Origin of the sequence: Vibrio sp. 1727, assembly GCF_033344415.1 — a bacterium.
GTDB classification, from domain to species: Bacteria; Pseudomonadota; Gammaproteobacteria; order Enterobacterales; family Vibrionaceae; genus Vibrio; species Vibrio alginolyticus.
The window spans coordinates 171,025-190,184 of the sequence record NZ_JAWPOT010000001.1 but is presented as its reverse complement, the minus strand read 5'-3'; the positions used below and the strand labels follow the sequence as shown (position 1 = coordinate 190,184).

The window sequence follows — 19,160 nt, the reverse complement described above, 5'->3', positions numbered from 1 at the left end:
ATGTTAGCCCTATATTTTATAAAGATTCTCTAGCTATCTAAATCATTTCAGCCTTCTTATTACTTTTAAGGCATTTTCAAAATCACCACTATTAAAAAAATAACGTAATACATAACTATAAAATGCTAACTTACTTGAGGGGATAGATGCCATAAACTCAGCGGTACACATACGCTTTTTAATCGCACTCGCAACTTTAGTGGCGTTTTTACTCTCTGCATCTCGCAAGTTCATTTTAAGATCTTGCAGTTCACGCTGAGCATTAATTACTGTGTTGTTATACCTTTCTTCACGTGTTTCTTTTGCGAACGTTGATATGCCACCTAATCGATATTGGATCCATTTTTTGTTTTCATGATGAATACCATTTAACAAAAAGGCTCGAAGGACATTGATGCGATCTTCATTGATGATATCTTTGTTGTAAGGAGCAAACTCGTTCAGTACATCAGACGTAAAAGCGGCGCAGCAGCCATCTACTGCACATTTTCTATTAATAATATTTTCGAGTGTATAAGGCTTTTTATTCTGCTTGATCGATTCAAATGGCTCAATGATATCGCCTTGCTCGGAAATTTTGTCGTAACTACCAATAATTAAGCTTGGTTTACCATTTTTCAACCAGGCTTCATAAGTTTCCTCAACTCGGTTCGGCATCGCTATATCATCGCCAGCTTGTACAATAATAAGCTTATTTTGGTATTGCCCCCGCAAGGAGTTGATTTGGCTAACTAAACCAACATTTTGCGTATTGTGGCGATATTCAATATTTAATCCTTTAGGCGCAAACTCTAAAAGCGATAGAATCTTTTCATGGCTATCATCTGGAGAGCAATCGTCCAATACTAACAACTGGCTCGGCCATGCTGTTTGATGTAATGCCGCCGGAAGCGTTTTATCGAGATAACTTGATTGTTTGTAGCAAAAGAAGACATAAACCACATCTTCTAATACTTGCACATGCTCTTGTGTCATTGCTCAACCTTAAAAGAGTTGATTGCATCGACTACTTTTTGACTCTCGTCTTCACTCAAGTAGGGCGACATCGGCAATGACAGCACTTCATTTTGCAACTGCTCCGTCAGCGGCAATGACAGATGACTGAACTCTTCATAAGCCTGCTGTTTATGCGGCGCTATCGGGTAATGTACTTGTGTCTGAATACCATGCTCTGATAAATGCTTAACCAATGCATCTCGGTGTGAAGTTCGCACCACAAACAAATGCCATACATGTGCCTCAGGCTCAGCTACTTCCGGTAAGATAATATTCGGGTTGCTGATTTCACGTAAGTAAAATTCCGCCAACTCCTGACGCGCTTTCGTCTGCGCTGGAAGGTAGTTCAGTTTCACTGACAACATCGCCGACTGAATTTCATCCAAACGACTGTTCAATCCTTGATAAAGATTCTGGTATTTAACATGAGAGCCGTAGTTACGAAGGGCACGCAAAGTTTCTGCCAGCTCATCATCGCTAGTCGTAATAGCACCACCATCACCTAACGCACCTAGGTTTTTACCCGGATAGAAGCTAAAACCTGAGGCATCCCCCCATGCTCCAGAGTTCTTACCAGCAAGTGTCGCACCATGAGACTGAGCGCTGTCTTCCAGCACGAGAAGATTGTGTTTTGTCGCCAACGCCATAATCGCTGGCATATCGGCTAACTGACCATACAAATGCACCGGCAAAATCACTTTAGTCTTTTCTGTAATCGCCGCTTCAATCGCTTCAGGACTGATATTGTGAGTCTGTTCATCTGGCTCCACAAACACCGGTACCAAGTCCGCTTCGGTGACCGCCAATACCGATGCGATATAGGTATTACCCGGCACGATAACTTCATCACCTTTGTTGATTTTGCCTAGCTCTCGCCAAGCCTTAAACGTCAGTGTTAAAGCATCTAGACCGTTCGCAACACCTATACAGTGTTTAACACCACAGTAGTCAGCAAATGCTTGTTCAAACTTTTCAGTTTCCTTGCCAAGAATATACCAGCCAGATTCAATCACGCGTGCACAGGCTTGTTTCAATTCGTATTCGTACTCGGAATTTAAGCGCTTTAGCTCTAAAAAATTAACCATTATTTTTCTCTACATAACGTACTATCTTGGCTGGGCTTCCAACCACAACCGCATAGTCTGGCACTGAACGGGTGACCACACTGCCTGCACCAACCATCGCATTTTTTCCGATGGTTATGCCAGGCAAAATCGTGGCATTGGCGCCGATGGAGGCGCCTGACAGGATTTTTGTTTTCGGGAAAGCTTCTGGCCACATTTTTGAACGCGGGAACTTGTCGTTCGTAAAAGCAGCTGCCGGGCCAATGAACACATCATCTTCAATTTCAATGCCATCCCAGAGGTAAACGCCGCACTTTACGGTGACTCTATCTCCTAGGACCACATCATTCTCGATGAAGGTATGCGCACAGATATTACAGTCACGACCGATTTTAGCCCCAGCAAGGACCACGGCAAATTGCCAAATAGATGTCCCCTCGCCAATCGTCGATGAAGCAACATCACTGAGTGCATGAATTCGCATGGGCTACCTCTTTAAGAAATGTGTCATAGTCACGGATATAATCGGCTTCATCATACAATTCACTAGCGACAACCATCAGTACACAATCTTCAGAAAAGTCGTGCATTTCACGCCATTTTAGCCCTTTGATATGCAGTCCTACATCGGGAGATGAAAGCGTCACTTTCTCTTTCGTGGTGCCATCATCAATGACGAAAGTCACGCTACCTTTCAGACAAATAGCGACTTGCTCTAAGTCGTAATGTGCATGAAAGCCCCTCGCTAAACCGCTTTGTGTATCAAAGATGTAGTAAATACGTTTGATATCAAACGGAATGTTTTTATGTTGCTCTAACGAGATTAATGAGCCTCGCTCATCACCCATTTTCTGAAAAGATATTAGCGGTATATTCGACATTTATTCTTCCAATAACTCTAGAAGATAGCGGCCATAATCGTTTTTAGATAAGGCTTTTCCTGCAGCTTGAATGTGCTCTCGCGTTAACCACCCTCGACGATACGCAATCTCTTCTAAGCAAGCCACTTTGTAACCTTGTCGTTTCTCGATCGTTTCAACAAAATGCGCAGCTTCAAGCAAGCTGCCGTGTGTTCCCGTGTCTAACCACGCAAAGCCGCGCCCTAGTACGTCAACCGTCAACCTCCCTTGCTCTAAGTAAGCTTGGTTAATACTTGTAATTTCTAACTCGCCACGATGAGACGGTTGAATAGTTTTGGCAATGTCCACGACGCGGTTATCGTAGAAATACAGTCCGGTCACGGCGTAATTGGATTTTGGCTTGAATGGCTTCTCTTCAATCGATAGCGCTCGCATCTCTTCATCAAATTCCACCACACCAAAGCGCTCAGGATCTTTCACTTTATAACCAAAGACCGTCGCACCTTCCGTTAAAGCAGCGGCTTGCTGCAACTTCGGAGTAAACCCTTGCCCATAAAAGATGTTGTCACCCAGCACCAAACATACTGAGTCATCGCCAATGAATTCTTCACCAATGATGAAGGCTTGAGCTAAGCCATCTGGGCTTGGTTGAATCGCGTATTGCAACTCAATGCCAAACTCTGAGCCATCACCCAATAGGCGCTGAAATCCTTCCTGGTCTTCTGGCGTGGTGATGATCAAGATTTCACGAATGCCAGCAAGCATGAGTACCGACAACGGGTAGTAAATCATTGGTTTGTCATAAACCGGCAGTAACTGCTTAGAGACACCGCGTGTAATAGGGTAAAGGCGAGTGCCCGAGCCACCTGCTAAAATAATGCCTTTCATTATTCGCCCGCTCCTAATCGCTCTAAACTGTATGAACCATCAAGCACGCGTTGCCACCATTGCTGGTTGTTTAGGTACCATTCCACAGTTTTACGAATACCGCTTTCAAAGGTTTCTTCTGGCGTCCAGTTAAGCTCTTGAGCAATCTTGGTCGCATCAATTGCGTAACGCACATCATGACCGGGGCGATCTTTGACATAAGTGATCAAAGATTCATAAGACTCAACACCTGCCGGCTTGTCTGGTCGCAGCTCTTCAAGCAAAGCACAAATGGTTTTCACTACTTCGATGTTTGCTTTTTCGTTATGGCCACCAATGTTGTAGGTTTCACCGACTTCACCTTCGTTGACTACTTTGTAAAGCGCGCGAGCATGGTCTTCCACAAACAGCCAATCTCGGATCTGCATACCATCACCATACACAGGCAACGGCTTGCCATCGAGGGCATTTAAAATCATCAGAGGGATCAACTTCTCTGGGAAGTGGTACGGGCCATAGTTGTTGGAGCAATTAGTGATAAGTGTTGGTAAGCCATAAGTACGTTGCCAAGCGCGAACCAGGTGATCGCTCGAAGCTTTAGATGCAGAATATGGGCTGCTCGGCGCGTATGAGGTGGTTTCGGTGAACAAATCATCCGTTCCCTCTAGATCGCCATACACTTCATCCGTAGAAATATGATGAAAACGGAATGCCGATTGGCGCGCTTCATCTAAGCCCGACCAATATTGACGGGCCGCTTCGAGCAGATGGTAAGTGCCCATCACGTTGGTCTCAATAAAAGCAGCAGGACCATCAATAGAGCGATCGACATGAGACTCGGCGGCCAAATGCATCACCCTATCGGGTTGATGCTCTGAAAACACGCGATCTAGTTCAGCTCGGTCACAGATATCTACTTGCTCAAAATAGTAACGTTCACTCTCTGAGACATCAACCAGTGATTCTAGATTCCCTGCGTAGGTCAGTTTATCTAAATTGATAACGGTATCTTGGGTGTCACGAATGATATGTCGGACAACAGCTGACCCAATGAAGCCTGCTCCACCGGTTACTAATATTTTCATTACAAATGTTACCTACGTTAATTTTTGTGCCATCAGATACACATGAATACTTTATGATTATTGTAGTTTATAGACTCACTCGAGCATCGTTAGACTCAAGAAGGCTTACTTAGAGCAATCAATATAAAATGATAAAAAACTCAATTAAGATTGAGAAGCATAACCGTCCTGAAAATGTTCAAAATCGGATTCTTGCCAAATAATCTGTCGCTTTAAACGCTCTTTATTAAATGAACGCAGAAGTCTATTTAGATTTTGATGCTTCCAGTCACCAGAAGTTTCAAAACGACACTTATCAAAATCGATAATCCATACCTTATCTTTGTCGTCGATCAAGATATTGTGGATATTCAAATCGGTATGGTTAACGCCAACCTGATGCATCTTGGCAATTTCTTGCCCTATTTTCTGATACATTTCTACCGATAAAGACTGTTCTTGCAAGATACTAACCAGATCTCTGGCGTTTGGGATTCGCTCACTTAATAAATCAGCTTGATAGAAGAGTCCTGACTTTACGGCTCTTGCTGCAATAGGACGAGGAACGTGCACCCCAGCCTCAATTAGCGCCAACAAAAGCTGAAACTCTTGCGCACAACGGGTGTTATCCCAGCCAGAGAACCAATAATGATCGTTAACTAACTTCCCAAACAAACCGCCACGACGGTAATGACGTAGTGCCGCTTGCATGCTCTCTAGTTGGATAAACCATGTCGTGCCTCGCCCCGTCGCACTGCCAACCACCTTGTCGGAGGACTGCCAGTATTCCGCATCAAATATCGGTTGGCTAGGGTCTGTAATGATCTCGTCATCAAACCAGATCACTTGGTTGTTGTTTTTATACTGTTGAGTCATACGCTCACCCTCTAGCCTAAATACCGGCTGGCTAATATATACAACCAAGTAAATGCAGCAAACGCCAAAGCAACCATAACGGCAGCAGAGCCTATATCTTTAGCTCGACCACTGAGTTCATGCCGTTCAATACCGATACGATCCACTACCGCCTCAATCGCTGAGTTTACAAGCTCTACAATCAAGACTAATACCACGACCCCGATCATTAAGATACGCTCAACCATGCCGACATCCACTAGCCAAGCCAAAATCACGGCGATACTCAACAGAGCCAACTCTTGTCGAATGGCAGCTTCATGCTTAAAAGCCGCTTTTAATCCTTGGATCGAATAACCCGTCGCTTTAACGATGCGCTTTAGTCCGGTATTACCCGGCTTGCCAGATTCTTGCGATTGATGTGGTGTTGTCTTTGACATTGCAGAACACTTATCAGTACTTAGCTATATTCGAGCCGTGTATTTTACATTTATTGGGGATGTCTGCATAATTTACTTGCCTCTATTCATCGAATCAGACAATAATTATGTTCACTTCTGCCCCATCGTCACTATGCGTCTTGCGTTTGTCCGCTATCGGAGACGTTTGCAATACTATCGCCAGCATTCAAGCTATTCAGAAACACTGGCCTTCGACCCAGATTACTTGGATAACGGGTAAACTTGAAGCCCAGTTATTAGCCGCCATCGATGGTGTAGAAGTGATTGTTTTTGATAAAAAAGCGGGACTTGATGGCTACAAATCACTTTGGCGACAGCTGAAAGGCAGAGAGTTTGATGCGCTATTGCATATGCAGTACGCGATTCGAGCGAGTGTCGCAACGTTGGGCATTAAAGCAAAATACAAACTTGGTTTCTCTTCTGATAGAAGCCAGGACTTTCAAACACTATTTACCAATGTCAAAGTGCCTTCCCCGCAATCTCTGCATGTCGCAGATGGCTTAATGGCCTTTGCCCATCAAATTGGGGTACCAAAGGCAGGACTAGACTGGGTACTTTCTTATTCAGACCACGACCAAGCTTGGGCAGAGTCTCATATTTCTCGTAGTAAACCTAACCTGCTGATTGTGCCTGGTGCGAGCAAAGCTTATAAAAACTGGAACGCGGAAGGTTATGTGGATGTGATTCATCACGCCAGAGCAAAAGGCTGGAACGTGATTCTGGCAGGCAGCTCTGCTCAGGTAGAATTGGATCTGGCAGAAGCCATTCAATCTCGCTTGGAAGAACCGTGTCTAAATTTAGTTGGACAAAGTTCAATTCTGCAAATGCTTGCGTTAATAGATAAGGTTGAAATGGTCATCGCCCCCGATACCGGACCAGCACACATGGCGAATGCCATGAAAACGCCAATCATCGGGCTCTATGCACACCATAATCCGCTGCGAGTGGGACCTTACCGTTATCTAAAATACGTTGTCTCAGTGTATGAAGAAACGATCTTTGCGGAAACAGGTAAAAACAGTCACGAGTTAAGCTGGCGAACTCGCGCTAAAGATGAAACGGCAATGAGCCGCATTACCAGCACTCAAGTAATGAGCATGTTCGATCAAGTCTTAGAAGATTTGTATCCTCAATACCAGTAAACTTACTGTCTTGATTTGTTAAGAAGGAAATGACCTTGTCCAAACCAACCTTAGCCGTTGCCTTAATTGTAAAAAATGAAGAGAAGCACTTACAAGCTTGTCTAAACACAGTAAAAGATTGGGTCGATGAGATTGTCCTTCTAGACTCGGGCAGCACTGATCGCACTGAAGAAATCGCCCGACAATACACAGATAAGTTTTACACCAACCTAGATTGGCCAGGATTCGGTAAACAGCGCCAACTGGCGCAGCAATACGTTACGGCAGACTACGTTTTGTGGCTTGATGCGGACGAACAAGTCACTCCAGAGCTAAAAGAAAGTATCTTACACGCGGTATCAGCCAATAAGCCGAACGTTTTATACAAACTTAATCGACTAAGCTCAGCGTTTGGTAAGTTCATCTACCATTCTGGTTGGTCTCCAGACTGGATTGTGCGCTTATATCGCACCGAATATACACAATATAATGATTCGCTCGTTCATGAAAAAGTTGATGAGAAAAACTATCAAACTGAAAAACTGGATGGTCGACTGCATCACTACACTTACGAGCACCTTCATCATTACATCAATAAAACCACTGGCTACCTCAAGGCCTGGACGGATGAACGTGAAGGTAAAAAGAAAGCGGGTTTAACGACCGCTATCGTTCACGCTCTTGCTAGCTTTTTGAAGATGTATGTTCTCAAACGAGGCTTCCTTGATGGCAAGCATGGCTTCATTCTAGCTTGGCTAAGCATGCACTCTACTTTTGTAAAATATATCGATCTCTACTTACGTGAACAGGCAAAAAAATCATGAAAACGACTTTAATTATCACCACTTACAACTGGAAAGAAGCATTAAAAGCGGTGTTAGAAAGCGTGAAACGTCAAACCGTTTTGCCTGACGAAGTAATTGTTGCAGATGATGGCTCTCGAGACGATACCAAAGCAATGGTTGACCAAATGCGTGAAGGTTTTCCGGTTCCACTGATTCATAGTTGGCACGAGGATAATGGCTTTCAGCTTTCAATGAGCCGCAACCGTGCGATCGCCAAAGCATCAGGTGACTACCTCATCATGATTGATGGCGACATGGTGCTGTCCCAAACGTTTATTGAATCACATAAGCAAGTCGCAAAACCAAATTGGTTTGTGCAGGGTGGACGTGTGTTAACGGATGAAAGCTGCAGCAAGGCCATCATGGAAAACGGCTTAGTGCCTTCCATTTTCAGCAAAGGCATTCGCAATCGTAAAAACTGCATCACCAACGCCTTGCTATCGAAATGGTTCTCTTACGAGCGGAATAACGATAAAGCCACTCGCGGTTGCAACATGGCATTTTGGCGACAAGATGTCATCGAGGTGAATGGCTTCAACCAAGATTTTGTTGGATGGGGACGCGAAGACAGCGAGTTTGTTCATCGCATGTTGAATGCGGGTAAGTCACGTCTTTACCTAAAATTCGCAGGTGTAGGCTACCACTTGTACCACGTAGAAAACTCTCGTGCGTCACTCGGACAAAATGATGAGATTTTAGAGAACACCATTAAAAACAAGCTTAAACGCTGTGAGAATGGTGTTGATCAATTTCTAGAAGCTTAAGATTATAAAAAAGGGGCGTTTCGCCCCTTTTTTATTGTTGCTGAGATAAAGCGAAGTACTTATCGGCAACCATCAATGAGATCAAACGCTCTTTACGTTTATCTTTGAACTGCTCAACCCACTGGTGCGCATTTTCAATGATCGCTAATGCTTCTTGCTCATTCGCTAGGTAATAATCCATCTTTTCGGGTAAATCCGAATAGTCATCCTTCACTTCAACATAGTGGACGCCTGCCTCTAACTTACCTTCCATAAACCAAGTCTCATATTTTGGCTTTGACATAATAACCAAGGAGTTAGACGACATAGCCCACTTAAGGTTGGTGGCCACATCATTGCCTTCTATACAGAGCAAAAACTTATACTGCAGTTGCTCTTCAATACTCATAAAGCCCTTTTCCCATGGTTTCCCTTCTACCGGGCGGGTCTGGCCAATATTGCATTGCGGATGGTTGTAAAACGCATGAATCACCTTTTTACGATGCGGCTGAAAACCCACGCCGCGCCACGCTACCATGTCCTTTTTATCTTGATAGCGAACAGGATCATCAATAAATTTAAAATGACGAACTTGATTAAGTTTCAACACCACTGAATTTTGGTTGTTACCAAAAATAGGGCGGCTTTTTATAAAGCTCGGTACATTGGGGATGTGTGTAACATCGCCGTTGATGTAGTTAAACGCAAAACTGGAAGGGAAATAGCGTACAACTTGGCGAAGATCGAAAAAATACGTCCAGCCTTTCGTTTTTTTGAATGTATCGATGGTCGAGTAACTTTGTTCTCGGCTATCAACTGAAAACGGCGTTTCACACTTATTGTAATAGTTCACCCGCTCAATACAGCGTTGCTGCTCTGCTTCGGTCAGATTCGAAAGTAAACGCTTGGCTTGTGCTCGATATACAAAGCGAGGGATAAGTATCGAGAGAGCGTTTGAGAAATAATAAGGGAACTTACTGTCTTTCATTGAGTTTTTCCCCAATCGCGATGGCTACTGGCTTGGGAACGAATTGTTCGATACTTCCGCCATGAATCGCTACTTCTCTCACGATAGTCGACGATAAAAACGCAAACTCTTCTTCAGGAGTTAAAAATACGCTCTCGATTCCTGGTAATAGCTTTCGGTACATGTTGGTCAGTCCAAACTCGTATTCAAAGTCTACCGTTGTTCGTAAACCACGAATAAGAACCTTAGCTTTCTCATTTCTCGCGAAATCCACTAATAACCCGGAGAACCCCTTTACCGTCACACCAGGTAAATGCGCTACAACGTCCTGCATCAGTGCAACGCGCTCTTCCAATGAAAACATAGTGTTCTTCGATGGGCTTGCGGCTACGCCAATCACAACCTCATCAAACATTTCGTGAGTACGTTCTATTAGATTGAGGTGACCATTAGTCACTGGATCAAAAGTGCCCGGATAAATGACTTTCATATAATTTACTAAGTTATTCGAAACTGATTGAATTATTGAGGCTCGAGCGCAAGATTACAACAACTTAAGCTCGATAATAGCTCGACTTACTTCTGACACTCACTACAAAAGAAGGTATTACGCTGGCCAATCTTTAGCTCTTGAAGTCGTTCGCCGCACTCTGGGCATGGCTCTCCGGCTTTTCCGTAAACTAGTAACTCTTGTGCAAAGTAACCCGGCTTTCCATCGGCTTGCGCAAAGTCTTTCAGCGTAGTCCCACCTTGCGTAATGGCAATCTCAAGTGTCATTTTGATATTTTCAACAAGTAACCCCCACTCTTGAGAAGTCAACTTACCTGCGGGCCTTGAAGGGTGAATTCGAGACTTAAACAACGACTCATTCGCGTAGATGTTCCCAACACCAACCACGACTTTGTTGTCCATGATGAACTGCTTGACGGCGACACGCTTATTTTTAGCTTTCTCCGCTACATATTCCGCATTGAACTCTTCAGTTAAAGGCTCAGGCCCCATGTTTGCTAGCACAGCATGTGACTCGCCAGGAGCACACCACAGCCATGCCCCAAAACGACGCGGATCGTTATAACGCAGTATTTTTCCACTGCTTAGTTTGAGATCCACATGATCGTGCTTTGCTGGCGGAAAGTCAGCATCTAGGACACGTAAAGACCCAGACATGCCCAAGTGAACAATGGCTGTACCTGTGTTTGTCTCGATCAGTAAGTATTTCGCACGACGGCTAATCGCACGGATCACCTGCCCTTCCAATTTTTTAAGCTCTGTAGGAATATCCCAGCGCAATTTAGGCGTTCGAAAAGTAAACGACTGGATCGTTTGTCCAACCATGTGGGGGCTAATCCCCATACGGCTGACTTCAACTTCTGGCAACTCAGGCATTAGATTCTCCAATTCACCGGCTAATAGTTCTCGCTGCTAGCATAATCGAAAAGAAAAACGATAAATAGGGAAGCTTATTAGGGGTATAGGCGAAAAAAGGCTCTACTCTGGCATAAGGTAGTTTTCATCGACGGAGATAGCGACCCATTTGTCTTGCCAGGTTTTAAATAGCCAAAAATCAGGTAAACGAAAGAAAGTCACCCGCTGCGGCTCTTCGAGATCCTGATACCAAACTTCTACCGTTTCAGGTACCGCCAGGTTAGGTTCTAAATGATCGTACTGTTCTGAGGTGAGCTCGGTCCCTTCCAATGATTGCCAGCGTGATACAAGTTCACTGATCGGTGCATCAACTTTGACGTTGGATTGCCACCGTCCATCATGCAGCTCGAACTCCCAGCCACTATAGTACAAAGACTCCACCGTATAGTCGGAGCGAAGTACATTTGGGTAAGGGTCTGCTTGATCTGTTAATAGGTAAGTTTTGATCCACATCGGCGCATTTAAGATCACTATAAATGCGATAATGCCCAGAATAAGAATATTGTTCCATCGGCGGCGACGAGCCGGACTCACACGCATAACCATCTCTACTCTCTTATCGTTATGAGTAAATTACCAAAGAGTATTGAGCTTGACTAGAACAACGGTGTGCAAGTGTGTAGGGAAGTTGTAACTAAGCGGCAGAGAGCGATCAATCAAAAATTCGAGTATAGAGTCGGACCAGTAAAATAGCTTCAGCAGTACTTTACAATCCGATGACGTACTGAACACTTTATCTTCAGCACTTTTATTCAGGTAATAAAAAACCCAACTCGAAAGTTGGGTTTTTCAATTCATCAAAGAGACTGAAACCAATTATTTGATTTTTGCTTCTTTGTACATAACGTGCTGGCGAACTACTGGATCAAACTTTTTGATCTCAAATTTGCCTGGCATGTTACGCTTGTTCTTATCAGTTGTGTAGAAGTGGCCTGTACCTGCAGAAGATACTAGACGGATTTTCTCACGAACGCCTTTCTTTGCCATTGCTTATTTCCTCTTAAACGTTTTCGCCACGTGCACGCATGTCTGCAAGAACAGTATCAATACCTTTCTTGTCGATGATGCGCATACCTTTAGCAGATAGACGTAGTTTAACAAAACGTTTTTCGCTCTCTACCCAGAAACGATGAGTTTGTAGGTTCGGCAGAAAACGACGCTTAGTAGCATTTCGTGCGTGTGAACGGTTGTTACCCGTTACTGGACGCTTACCAGTTACTTGGCATACTCGTGACATGAATGTCTTCTCCAAAATCGTTTCAGCTCGATATCAACCTTGGTGGCCGAACCTCTCTATCTCTCGAAAAGAAGTTAGAGGTTAAGAACCGCTATGGAAAATCCATACAAGGCTATCAAAGGTCGCGCATTATACTAACTTGATATGCATTGCTCAAGACCCGAACAGATCCTTTTTACAGGTTTTCGTGATCTTTTTTTAGACAGCAGATTTTTTTAGCAGTCCAAGCTGAATTCAGTTAAAAATTTAGTGGCGTGGATGATAGCAGATTTTTAGCAACTAACAACCTAAAAAACGCACAGTTATATCCAGCCTCTTTCAGCAAAAGAGACACTTTCCCCATCTCCGATGACGAAATGGTCCAAAATACGAATATCCACCAATGCTAATGCGTCAATGAGACGCCTTGTAATCCTTCTGTCAGCTTGGCTCGGCTCAGCAACGCCTGAAGGATGATTGTGCGCCAAAATCAAAGCCGCCGCGTTATGATGCAGAGCACGCTTAACAACTTCTCTCGGATACACCGACGCTGCATCCAACGTTCCTTCAAATAAAATTTCATCTTTTATCACTCGGTGCTGGTTATCGAGAAAAAGAATATAAAAAGCCTCTCTTTGCCGATCCCTTAAAATAGAAGACAGATATAACTTAGTTTGGTCGGGGCTGGTTAAGGCATCACCACGCTTTAGCGTCTCCGCCAAGTAACGTTGTGTCATTTCTAGTACCGCTTGCAACTGAACATACTTGGCTTGCCCTAATCCTTTGTGACGACAAAACTCTTCTTCTGATGCTGAAAATAGTTGTCTGAGCGAACCAAAGTCTTGAATAAGGAAGTCTGCAAGCTCAATCACGTTCATTCCGCGGGTGCCTGTGCGCAAGAAGATGGCCAGCAGTTCGGCATCGGTCAAAGCTTGCGGCCCTCGTTGCAGTAGCTTCTCTCTGGGCATGGACTCATTTGGCAAAGCTTTCAGTATCATCTGATGTCTCTTTATATGGAAAGTGTCCCTATTCCACAAAACAAAAAGCGAAAGTCGAGTATGACTTTCGCTTTCTTCGTACCATCAGTGCTTTCCATGCAACTTAACAGTTCATCAGAGTTTAAAGTTGCCAACCAAGCCGTGAATTTCCGTTCCAAACTGTGATAGCTGCGTGCTGATTGACTCGGCATGCTGCAACGTCTCATTAATGTTGTTCACGATCTGTTGAATAGCTACTAAGTTTTGGTTGATGTCTTCTGCAACCGCACTTTGTTCTTCTGCGGCAGACGCGGTTTGAATACCCATATCTCGAATTGTTCCGATAGAATGATGAACACCAGAAAGAGATTGCTGAATGAGCGCAGATTCTTCCGCCGTTTTGACACCTCGTTTTTGGCTCACCAACATCGTACTGACCGCTCTTGATACACCATTTTGTAGCTGCTTGAGCATGTCGCCAATTTCATGAGTACTATTTTGCGTACGACTGGCTAACGAGCGCACTTCATCCGCAACGACGGCAAACCCTCGACCTTGCTCACCGGCTCTAGCCGCTTCAATCGCCGCATTTAGGGCCAACAAATTCGTTTGCTCGGCTATCTCGCCAATCACATCCAGCACTTTGGTTATTTTTTCGGTCTGTAAACTCAAATCAGAAATTGCATCTGACGTGCTGTCTATCTCCGTCACGAGTTCGGTAATGCCTTCTATTGCTTGCTCTACCTCATGCTGAGCGGCGGTGACTTGACTGTTGGCATCGTCAATTGCCTGCGCGGTCGCATTGGTATTGCTGGCTACTTCTTTGGCAGTCATGCTCATTTGCGTCACTGCCGTCACAACTTTGTCCGTCTCTAAACAGTGATCCTGCATTTGACCGCTCGCTTGGCTGGTCTGAGTGTTCAGGCTTTGAGAAACGGTCTGTACTGTCGTCGCAGAGCGATGAATGTCCTGCATCAGTGGGTGCAGCTTATCCATAAACTCATTAAACGCGGCCGCCACTTCACCAACTTCATCCTGACTTTCGACTTTTAAACGAGCCGTTAAGTCACCGCCGCCTGCGGCAACATCTTTTAATGAAGCCGCGACATGTTGTAATGGCTGAATGCCTTTAGACACCACGATACTGGTGAGAACACTGGTAATGATCAATCCAATAGCGGAAATTAACACGGCAGATAATGTATGCTCTTTTAGCTCTTGAGTCTTTAACTCTCTGTGCATCGCAACTTGCTGGTCGATGTCATCAATATAAACGCCAGTACCTAAAACCCAGTCCCATTTCGATAGATATTCTGCATAGCCCAACTTAGGCGCTTGTGCGTCAATGGTCGGTTTGTGCCACGAGAAATAGAGGAACCCATCCCCTTTTTGAGAAGCGTCAATCAAGCCCGCAATAACTGCGACCCCATTTTCATCTTTTAAGTCGTAAAGGTTTTTACCCTCTAATGCAGGTTTGATGGCGTGCAACGTATTCACACCTTGAGAGTCGTAGGCAAAAAAGTAACCATCGCTTTCAAAGCGCATGGCTTTCAGAATTTCTTTTGCTGCCTCTTTATTACTTCCATTTACATCCGCGTCGTATAACGGTTTTATCGCCGTCACGCCCATCATCATGTAGGCTTGTAACTCTTTCTTTTTCGTTTCGATGAGCTCTTGCCTGTCTCTTGCTAGCTCCGCTTCCAAACTTTTACTGCTGTTGATGTAATACACCACTGAGATCAACGTAGTGATCAACAACAGCGGAATTAGGGTTATCAGCAGCAATTTGTTTCGACTTTTCAACACCATGGTTTCCACTACCTCTTTTTCTTTTCAGACTTGCAAACTCCGCGCAACTTGTCTGTGAGGTAGGCGAGAATTTTCCCTTCCTCGGTCAGATTAATACTCTGGAGTTTGATGTGAATTATCTTCTCGTTATATATGCTCGGGCGGTCAGACTTTGAATTGTGTTAAAATCCGGTCATCAAATTGGAGATCTCACATGCAAACACTAGCAGGAAAGAAAATTCTACTCGGCATCAGTGGCGGTATTGCCGCGTATAAATGTGCGGAGCTAACCCGTCGCCTCATAGAGAGAGGAGCGCAAGTTCAAGTTGTAATGACGAAAGCCGCAAAAGAGTTCATTACCCCTTTAACCATGCAAGCCGTTTCGGGCCGTCCTGTCTCGGACAGTTTACTAGACCCAGCAGCGGAAGCCTCTATGGGCCATATTGAATTGGCCAAATGGGCAGATTTAGTGCTATTAGCGCCCGCGACCGCGGACTTAATCGCGCGCATGTCCGCAGGCATGGGGAACGATTTACTTACTACGCTCGTGCTCGCGACGGATTCCCCTGTTGCTGTTTCTCCTGCGATGAATCAACAGATGTATCGCAATATCGCAACCCAAGAGAACATCGCTACGTTAGCGCGTCGTGGTATGCACATCTGGGGCCCTGCGGCAGGAGAGCAAGCCTGTGGTGATGTAGGACCAGGTCGAATGCTGGAACCAATGCAGCTAGTACAGCTATGTGAACAGTTCTTTCAACCAAAATTGCTAGAAGGTAGGTCGATACTCATTACCGCCGGACCAACTCGCGAAGCGATTGATCCAGTGCGTTACATTACTAACCATAGCTCCGGGAAAATGGGCTATGCATTGGCGAGCGCCGCAGCGCAGATGGGAGCAAAAGTCACCCTCGTGAGCGGTCCTGTCAGTTTAAATACGCCCGTAGGTGTTGAGCGCATAAATGTTTCCAGTGCACAAGAGATGCACGAAGCCGTTATGACACATGCAAACCAGCATGATGCCTTTATTAGCTGCGCTGCCGTTGCCGACTACCGCCCACAAACGATCGCGTCTCAAAAGTTGAAAAAGACAGAAGACAACGACGAAATGGTCATTAATATGGTTAAAAATCCTGATATTGTTGCATCTGTGGCAGCAATGACGGAGAAGCGTCCGTTTACCGTCGGTTTTGCGGCTGAAACCAATGATGTAGAGACCTATGCTCGAGGCAAGTTAACAAAGAAAAACCTCGATATGATCTGTGCAAACGACGTTTCGGTTGCAGGGCAAGGATTTAACAGCAACGACAACGCAATTACCCTTTACTGGCCTGAAGGTGAACTTGCGCTCGCTTTGGAATCAAAAGAAGCATTGAGCTTTAAAATTCTCGAAAAAATGCATCAATTGATGTAACTAACGTTTGAAAACCCTGCCAATTTTTTACAAAAGCTGGCATAAATTTGGTACAAAAATGACAACTAAGGGTGTTAAATCTCCCATTCCACCCTTAGTGGTCTAGTTTGAGGCGAAATAGCGTCTTATAATCCCCTCCGCTCAACTTTGTATTTTGAAAGGAAGTAACTAATGGCCGGCAGTAAAAAATCCAACCGTCGTGAAGAAATCTTACAAGCATTGGCAGAAATGCTTGAATCAACAGATGGCGCTTCACGCATTACTACGGCAAAACTGGCCAAGCAAGTCGGCGTTTCAGAAGCCGCGCTGTATCGTCATTTCCCAAGTAAAGCGCGCATGTTCGAAGGGTTGATTGAGTTCATTGAAGAAGCCTTGATGACACGTATCAACCGTATTCTAGACGACGAAAAAGATACACTAGAGCGTATTCGTATGGTGATGCACCTTATTTTGGCGTTCTCTGAACGTAACCCAGGTCTGACACGCATTTTGTCGGGTCATGCTCTAATGTTTGAAAATGAACGTCTACGTGAACGCATCAATCAACTCTTTGAGCGTATAGAAACACAATTGCGCCAAATCCTGCGTGAACGTAAGATTCGTGAAGGGAAGTCTTTCCCTGTCGAAGAGCGCATCCTAGCCGCGCAAATTCTGGGACAAGTTGAGGGGAGCCTAAACCGCTTTGTGCGTAGCGACTTTAAATACCAGCCGACTGCAAACTTTGACGAGTACTGGGCGCTTTTGAGTGCACAAATAAAGTAAAAGACTATGAGTAAAGACAAATACACGCAGCCCGAGTTTTCTCTTTCACTTCTTCACCCTCGTAACTGGGGCGTATGGCTTGGTTTTGGTCTGTTGGCCATCCTCGTCAATATTCTTCCTTATCGGCTGCTGCTTTCATTAGGTCGTTCACTCGGCAAACTTGGCATGCGCTACGGTAAAAAGCGTGTCCACGTTGCTCAGCGTAACTTAGAATTGGCCTTTCCAGACAAAACACCTGAAGAGATTCAACATATTGTTGAAGAGAACTTCAAAAATACCGGTATGGCACTGATAGAAACCGGAATCACTTGGTTCTGGCCGACTTGGCGCTTTAAAAACCTGATCGTCGAGAAAGATCTCGGCGCACTGCGTGAAAAAGCCAAAGAAGGTAAAGGCGTCCTACTTTGTTGTGTCCATGCTCTTAATCTAGAGATCACTGCGCGTGCTTTCGCCGTGTTAGGCGTGGCCGGGTACGGCGCGTTTCGTCCGCATAATAATCCTGCTTATAACTTTATCCAGTATTGGGGACGGACACATAACGGCAATAAACTGATTGATCGTAAAGATGTAAAAAAGATGATTCGTGTTTTACGCAGCGGTGAGCGTCTGTTCTATTTACCGGATCACGATTACGGTCGCAAAAAATCAGTATTTGTGCCCTTCTTTGCCGTAGACGATGCGTGTACGACAACAGGCACGAGCATTCTGGCGTATACCTCAAAATGTGCGATCATCCCAGGCTCAGGGTTTCGCAATGACGAAGGAAAATACGACATCATCGCCGATAAGTGCATTGAAGCCGATTATCCACAAAAAGACGAAGTCGCCGCTGCCGCTTATATGAACAAGTATGTGGAAGAAGTCATTCTACGCGCTCCAGAGCAATGGATGTGGCTCCATAAACGCTATAAAACCATGCAAGATGAGCATGTCGAGAAAGGCATTCGCTATAAGTAAGTGGTCACGGCGATAAATCCAAAAACAAAAAAGGGCAGATGAATATCCATCTGCCCTTTTTACTTTTTCAGAAAAAGTAACCAATTAAATGCCGTATTCTGCGCGGTATGCTTTGACTGCTTCTAGATGCTCTTTGTCTGTGCCTTTCTCTTCAAGGAAAGTCACAAGGTCAGTCAGGCTAACGATTGAGATGATTGCACAACCAAAGTCACGCTCCACTTCTTGGATCGCAGACAACTCACCTTTGCCTTTTTCTTGGCGGTCAATCGCAACCAACACACCAGCAAGGTCTGCGCCATTTGCTTGAATGATTTCCATCGATTCACGAATCGCAGTACCTGCTGTGATTACGTCATCTACTAGCATGATACGGCCTTTAAGCGCAGAGCCTACAAGGTTACCGCCTTCGCCGTGATCTTTCGCTTCTTTACGGTTGAAGCAGTAAGGCGTGTCGACGTCATGATGATCCGCCAGCGCGACTGCTGTTGTCGTCGCGATTGGGATACCTTTGTACGCCGGGCCAAACAGCACATCAAACTCAATGCCTGAATCAGCGAGCGCGGCTGCGTAAAAACGACCAAGACGCGCTAGGTCACGACCAGTATTGAAAAGACCAGCGTTAAAGAAGTACGGGCTTTTACGGCCAGATTTCAAAGTAAACTCACCAAACTTAAGAACTTCTTTCTCAAGTGCAAACTCAATAAATTCACGCTGGTATGCTTTCATTATTTTCTCTCTATGTCCTTGGTTTCTTGTGTCTCTTCTCGACAATCATTCA

23 protein-coding genes are annotated in these 19,160 nt (G+C 44.8%); 6 read left to right on the top strand and 17 right to left on the bottom strand.

Features of this window, described 5'->3' with window-relative positions:
• Positions 1-42: 42 nt before the first annotated feature.
• The 8 genes from R8O10_RS00885 to R8O10_RS00850 form a co-directional block, all read right to left on the bottom strand.
• Entirely contained in the window at positions 43-975 is a 933-nt protein-coding gene (locus R8O10_RS00885) for a glycosyltransferase family 2 protein (protein WP_213904778.1), read from the bottom strand.
• Positions 972-2,081: a DegT/DnrJ/EryC1/StrS family aminotransferase gene (locus R8O10_RS00880; RefSeq protein WP_318146067.1), complete on the bottom strand. Its 1,110-nt coding sequence runs from the start codon at positions 2,079-2,081 to the stop codon at positions 972-974. The genes R8O10_RS00885 and R8O10_RS00880 overlap by 4 nt, the downstream gene beginning before the upstream one ends.
• Positions 2,074-2,544, bottom strand: a complete 471-nt coding sequence (locus tag R8O10_RS00875; RefSeq protein ID WP_318146068.1) for an acyltransferase — start codon at positions 2,542-2,544, stop codon at positions 2,074-2,076. Before R8O10_RS00875 ends, R8O10_RS00880 begins: the two co-directional genes overlap by 8 nt.
• Positions 2,522-2,941: an FdtA/QdtA family cupin domain-containing protein gene (locus R8O10_RS00870; protein ID WP_318146069.1), complete on the bottom strand. Its 420-nt coding sequence runs from the start codon at positions 2,939-2,941 to the stop codon at positions 2,522-2,524. Before R8O10_RS00870 ends, R8O10_RS00875 begins: the two co-directional genes overlap by 23 nt.
• The gene (gene rfbA, locus R8O10_RS00865) at positions 2,942-3,808 is read right to left on the bottom strand and encodes a glucose-1-phosphate thymidylyltransferase RfbA (protein ID WP_262597141.1); all 867 of its coding nucleotides are present in this window, start codon (positions 3,806-3,808) and stop codon (positions 2,942-2,944) included.
• Positions 3,808-4,872, bottom strand: a complete 1,065-nt coding sequence (gene rfbB, locus R8O10_RS00860) for a dTDP-glucose 4,6-dehydratase (RefSeq protein WP_213968511.1) — start codon at positions 4,870-4,872, stop codon at positions 3,808-3,810. Before rfbB ends, rfbA begins: the two co-directional genes overlap by 1 nt.
• 144 nt (positions 4,873-5,016) lie before the next feature.
• The gene (locus R8O10_RS00855) at positions 5,017-5,727 is read right to left on the bottom strand and encodes a 3-deoxy-D-manno-octulosonic acid kinase (protein ID WP_171345965.1); all 711 of its coding nucleotides are present in this window, start codon (positions 5,725-5,727) and stop codon (positions 5,017-5,019) included.
• 11 nt (positions 5,728-5,738) lie between these two features.
• The gene (locus tag R8O10_RS00850; protein ID WP_005395798.1) at positions 5,739-6,146 is read right to left on the bottom strand and encodes a diacylglycerol kinase; all 408 of its coding nucleotides are present in this window, start codon (positions 6,144-6,146) and stop codon (positions 5,739-5,741) included.
• A 107-nt stretch (positions 6,147-6,253) separates the two neighbouring features.
• On the opposite strand from R8O10_RS00850, the gene R8O10_RS00845 reads away from it, so the two are divergent.
• From R8O10_RS00845 to R8O10_RS00835, 3 genes are read left to right on the top strand one after another with little or no spacing between them, the layout of a single operon-like run.
• Entirely contained in the window at positions 6,254-7,309 is a 1,056-nt protein-coding gene (locus tag R8O10_RS00845; RefSeq protein WP_318146070.1) for a glycosyltransferase family 9 protein, read from the top strand.
• Positions 7,310-7,344: 35 nt separating this feature from the next.
• Positions 7,345-8,112: a glycosyltransferase family 2 protein gene (locus tag R8O10_RS00840; protein ID WP_318146071.1), complete on the top strand. Its 768-nt coding sequence runs from the start codon at positions 7,345-7,347 to the stop codon at positions 8,110-8,112.
• A complete protein-coding gene (locus R8O10_RS00835; protein WP_171344436.1) occupies positions 8,109-8,897 on the top strand; it encodes a glycosyltransferase family 2 protein in 789 nt (262 codons plus the stop codon). Before R8O10_RS00840 ends, R8O10_RS00835 begins: the two co-directional genes overlap by 4 nt.
• Positions 8,898-8,928: 31 nt before the next feature.
• On the opposite strand, the gene R8O10_RS00830 is transcribed toward R8O10_RS00835, so the two are convergent.
• The 8 genes from R8O10_RS00830 to R8O10_RS00795 form a co-directional block, all read right to left on the bottom strand.
• Complete coding sequence (locus R8O10_RS00830; protein ID WP_053303391.1) at positions 8,929-9,864, bottom strand: glycosyl transferase family 90; 936 nt, start codon at positions 9,862-9,864, stop codon at positions 8,929-8,931.
• On the bottom strand, positions 9,851-10,333 hold the full coding sequence (gene coaD, locus R8O10_RS00825; RefSeq protein ID WP_017820709.1) for a pantetheine-phosphate adenylyltransferase: 483 nt from the start codon (positions 10,331-10,333) through the stop codon (positions 9,851-9,853). The genes R8O10_RS00830 and coaD overlap by 14 nt, the downstream gene beginning before the upstream one ends.
• 86 nt (positions 10,334-10,419) lie before the next feature.
• Positions 10,420-11,229 (bottom strand): bifunctional DNA-formamidopyrimidine glycosylase/DNA-(apurinic or apyrimidinic site) lyase, encoded by an 810-nt coding sequence (mutM, locus tag R8O10_RS00820; protein WP_053349744.1) that lies wholly within the window; start codon positions 11,227-11,229, stop codon positions 10,420-10,422.
• Between the two features lie 102 nt (positions 11,230-11,331).
• Positions 11,332-11,808, bottom strand: coding sequence for a hypothetical protein (locus R8O10_RS00815; RefSeq protein ID WP_318191065.1), 477 nt, complete (start codon positions 11,806-11,808; stop codon positions 11,332-11,334).
• Between the two features lie 276 nt (positions 11,809-12,084).
• Complete coding sequence (rpmG, locus tag R8O10_RS00810) at positions 12,085-12,255, bottom strand: 50S ribosomal protein L33 (RefSeq protein ID WP_004410866.1); 171 nt, start codon at positions 12,253-12,255, stop codon at positions 12,085-12,087.
• 13 nt (positions 12,256-12,268) lie between these two features.
• Positions 12,269-12,505, bottom strand: coding sequence for a 50S ribosomal protein L28 (gene rpmB / locus R8O10_RS00805; protein ID WP_005384783.1), 237 nt, complete (start codon positions 12,503-12,505; stop codon positions 12,269-12,271).
• A gap of 302 nt (positions 12,506-12,807) precedes the next feature.
• Positions 12,808-13,482: a RadC family protein gene (gene radC, locus R8O10_RS00800; protein WP_017820707.1), complete on the bottom strand. Its 675-nt coding sequence runs from the start codon at positions 13,480-13,482 to the stop codon at positions 12,808-12,810.
• Between the two features lie 114 nt (positions 13,483-13,596).
• Positions 13,597-15,270 (bottom strand): methyl-accepting chemotaxis protein, encoded by a 1,674-nt coding sequence (locus R8O10_RS00795; protein ID WP_318146073.1) that lies wholly within the window; start codon positions 15,268-15,270, stop codon positions 13,597-13,599.
• 193 nt (positions 15,271-15,463) lie between these two features.
• Between R8O10_RS00795 and coaBC the strand changes: the two genes are divergently transcribed.
• The 3 genes from coaBC to R8O10_RS00780 all read left to right on the top strand — a co-directional run bounded on the left by coaBC (position 15,464) and on the right by R8O10_RS00780 (position 18,382).
• A complete protein-coding gene (coaBC, locus tag R8O10_RS00790) occupies positions 15,464-16,663 on the top strand; it encodes a bifunctional phosphopantothenoylcysteine decarboxylase/phosphopantothenate--cysteine ligase CoaBC (RefSeq protein WP_025768318.1) in 1,200 nt (399 codons plus the stop codon).
• 171 nt (positions 16,664-16,834) lie between these two features.
• On the top strand, positions 16,835-17,425 hold the full coding sequence (gene slmA / locus R8O10_RS00785) for a nucleoid occlusion factor SlmA (protein WP_005379386.1): 591 nt from the start codon (positions 16,835-16,837) through the stop codon (positions 17,423-17,425).
• Between the two features lie 6 nt (positions 17,426-17,431).
• Positions 17,432-18,382, top strand: coding sequence for a Kdo(2)-lipid IV(A) acyltransferase (locus R8O10_RS00780; protein ID WP_033905948.1), 951 nt, complete (start codon positions 17,432-17,434; stop codon positions 18,380-18,382).
• An 84-nt stretch (positions 18,383-18,466) separates the two neighbouring features.
• Here the strand turns inward: R8O10_RS00780 and pyrE are convergent, their stop codons facing one another.
• Positions 18,467-19,108 (bottom strand): orotate phosphoribosyltransferase, encoded by a 642-nt coding sequence (pyrE, locus tag R8O10_RS00775; RefSeq protein WP_033905947.1) that lies wholly within the window; start codon positions 19,106-19,108, stop codon positions 18,467-18,469.
• Positions 19,109-19,160 lie beyond the last annotated feature (52 nt).

Coding starts and splice junctions, on each gene's coding strand:
- R8O10_RS00885 (WP_213904778.1), bottom strand. CDS start 975: ATGACACAAGAGCATGTGCAAGTATTAGAAGATGTGGTTTATGTCTTC.
- R8O10_RS00880 (WP_318146067.1), bottom strand. CDS start 2,081: ATGGTTAATTTTTTAGAGCTAAAGCGCTTAAATTCCGAGTACGAATAC.
- R8O10_RS00875 (WP_318146068.1), bottom strand. CDS start 2,544: ATGCGAATTCATGCACTCAGTGATGTTGCTTCATCGACGATTGGCGAG.
- R8O10_RS00870 (WP_318146069.1), bottom strand. CDS start 2,941: ATGTCGAATATACCGCTAATATCTTTTCAGAAAATGGGTGATGAGCGA.
- rfbA (WP_262597141.1), bottom strand. CDS start 3,808: ATGAAAGGCATTATTTTAGCAGGTGGCTCGGGCACTCGCCTTTACCCT.
- rfbB (WP_213968511.1), bottom strand. CDS start 4,872: ATGAAAATATTAGTAACCGGTGGAGCAGGCTTCATTGGGTCAGCTGTT.
- R8O10_RS00855 (WP_171345965.1), bottom strand. CDS start 5,727: ATGACTCAACAGTATAAAAACAACAACCAAGTGATCTGGTTTGATGAC.
- R8O10_RS00850 (WP_005395798.1), bottom strand. CDS start 6,146: ATGTCAAAGACAACACCACATCAATCGCAAGAATCTGGCAAGCCGGGT.
- R8O10_RS00845 (WP_318146070.1), top strand. CDS start 6,254: ATGTTCACTTCTGCCCCATCGTCACTATGCGTCTTGCGTTTGTCCGCT.
- R8O10_RS00835 (WP_171344436.1), top strand. CDS start 8,109: ATGAAAACGACTTTAATTATCACCACTTACAACTGGAAAGAAGCATTA.
- R8O10_RS00830 (WP_053303391.1), bottom strand. CDS start 9,864: ATGAAAGACAGTAAGTTCCCTTATTATTTCTCAAACGCTCTCTCGATA.
- coaD (WP_017820709.1), bottom strand. CDS start 10,333: ATGAAAGTCATTTATCCGGGCACTTTTGATCCAGTGACTAATGGTCAC.
- mutM (WP_053349744.1), bottom strand. CDS start 11,229: ATGCCTGAGTTGCCAGAAGTTGAAGTCAGCCGTATGGGGATTAGCCCC.
- R8O10_RS00815 (WP_318191065.1), bottom strand. CDS start 11,808: ATGCGTGTGAGTCCGGCTCGTCGCCGCCGATGGAACAATATTCTTATT.
- rpmG (WP_004410866.1), bottom strand. CDS start 12,255: ATGGCAAAGAAAGGCGTTCGTGAGAAAATCCGTCTAGTATCTTCTGCA.
- rpmB (WP_005384783.1), bottom strand. CDS start 12,505: ATGTCACGAGTATGCCAAGTAACTGGTAAGCGTCCAGTAACGGGTAAC.
- radC (WP_017820707.1), bottom strand. CDS start 13,482: ATGATACTGAAAGCTTTGCCAAATGAGTCCATGCCCAGAGAGAAGCTA.
- R8O10_RS00795 (WP_318146073.1), bottom strand. CDS start 15,270: ATGGTGTTGAAAAGTCGAAACAAATTGCTGCTGATAACCCTAATTCCG.
- coaBC (WP_025768318.1), top strand. CDS start 15,464: ATGCAAACACTAGCAGGAAAGAAAATTCTACTCGGCATCAGTGGCGGT.
- slmA (WP_005379386.1), top strand. CDS start 16,835: ATGGCCGGCAGTAAAAAATCCAACCGTCGTGAAGAAATCTTACAAGCA.
- R8O10_RS00780 (WP_033905948.1), top strand. CDS start 17,432: ATGAGTAAAGACAAATACACGCAGCCCGAGTTTTCTCTTTCACTTCTT.
- pyrE (WP_033905947.1), bottom strand. CDS start 19,108: ATGAAAGCATACCAGCGTGAATTTATTGAGTTTGCACTTGAGAAAGAA.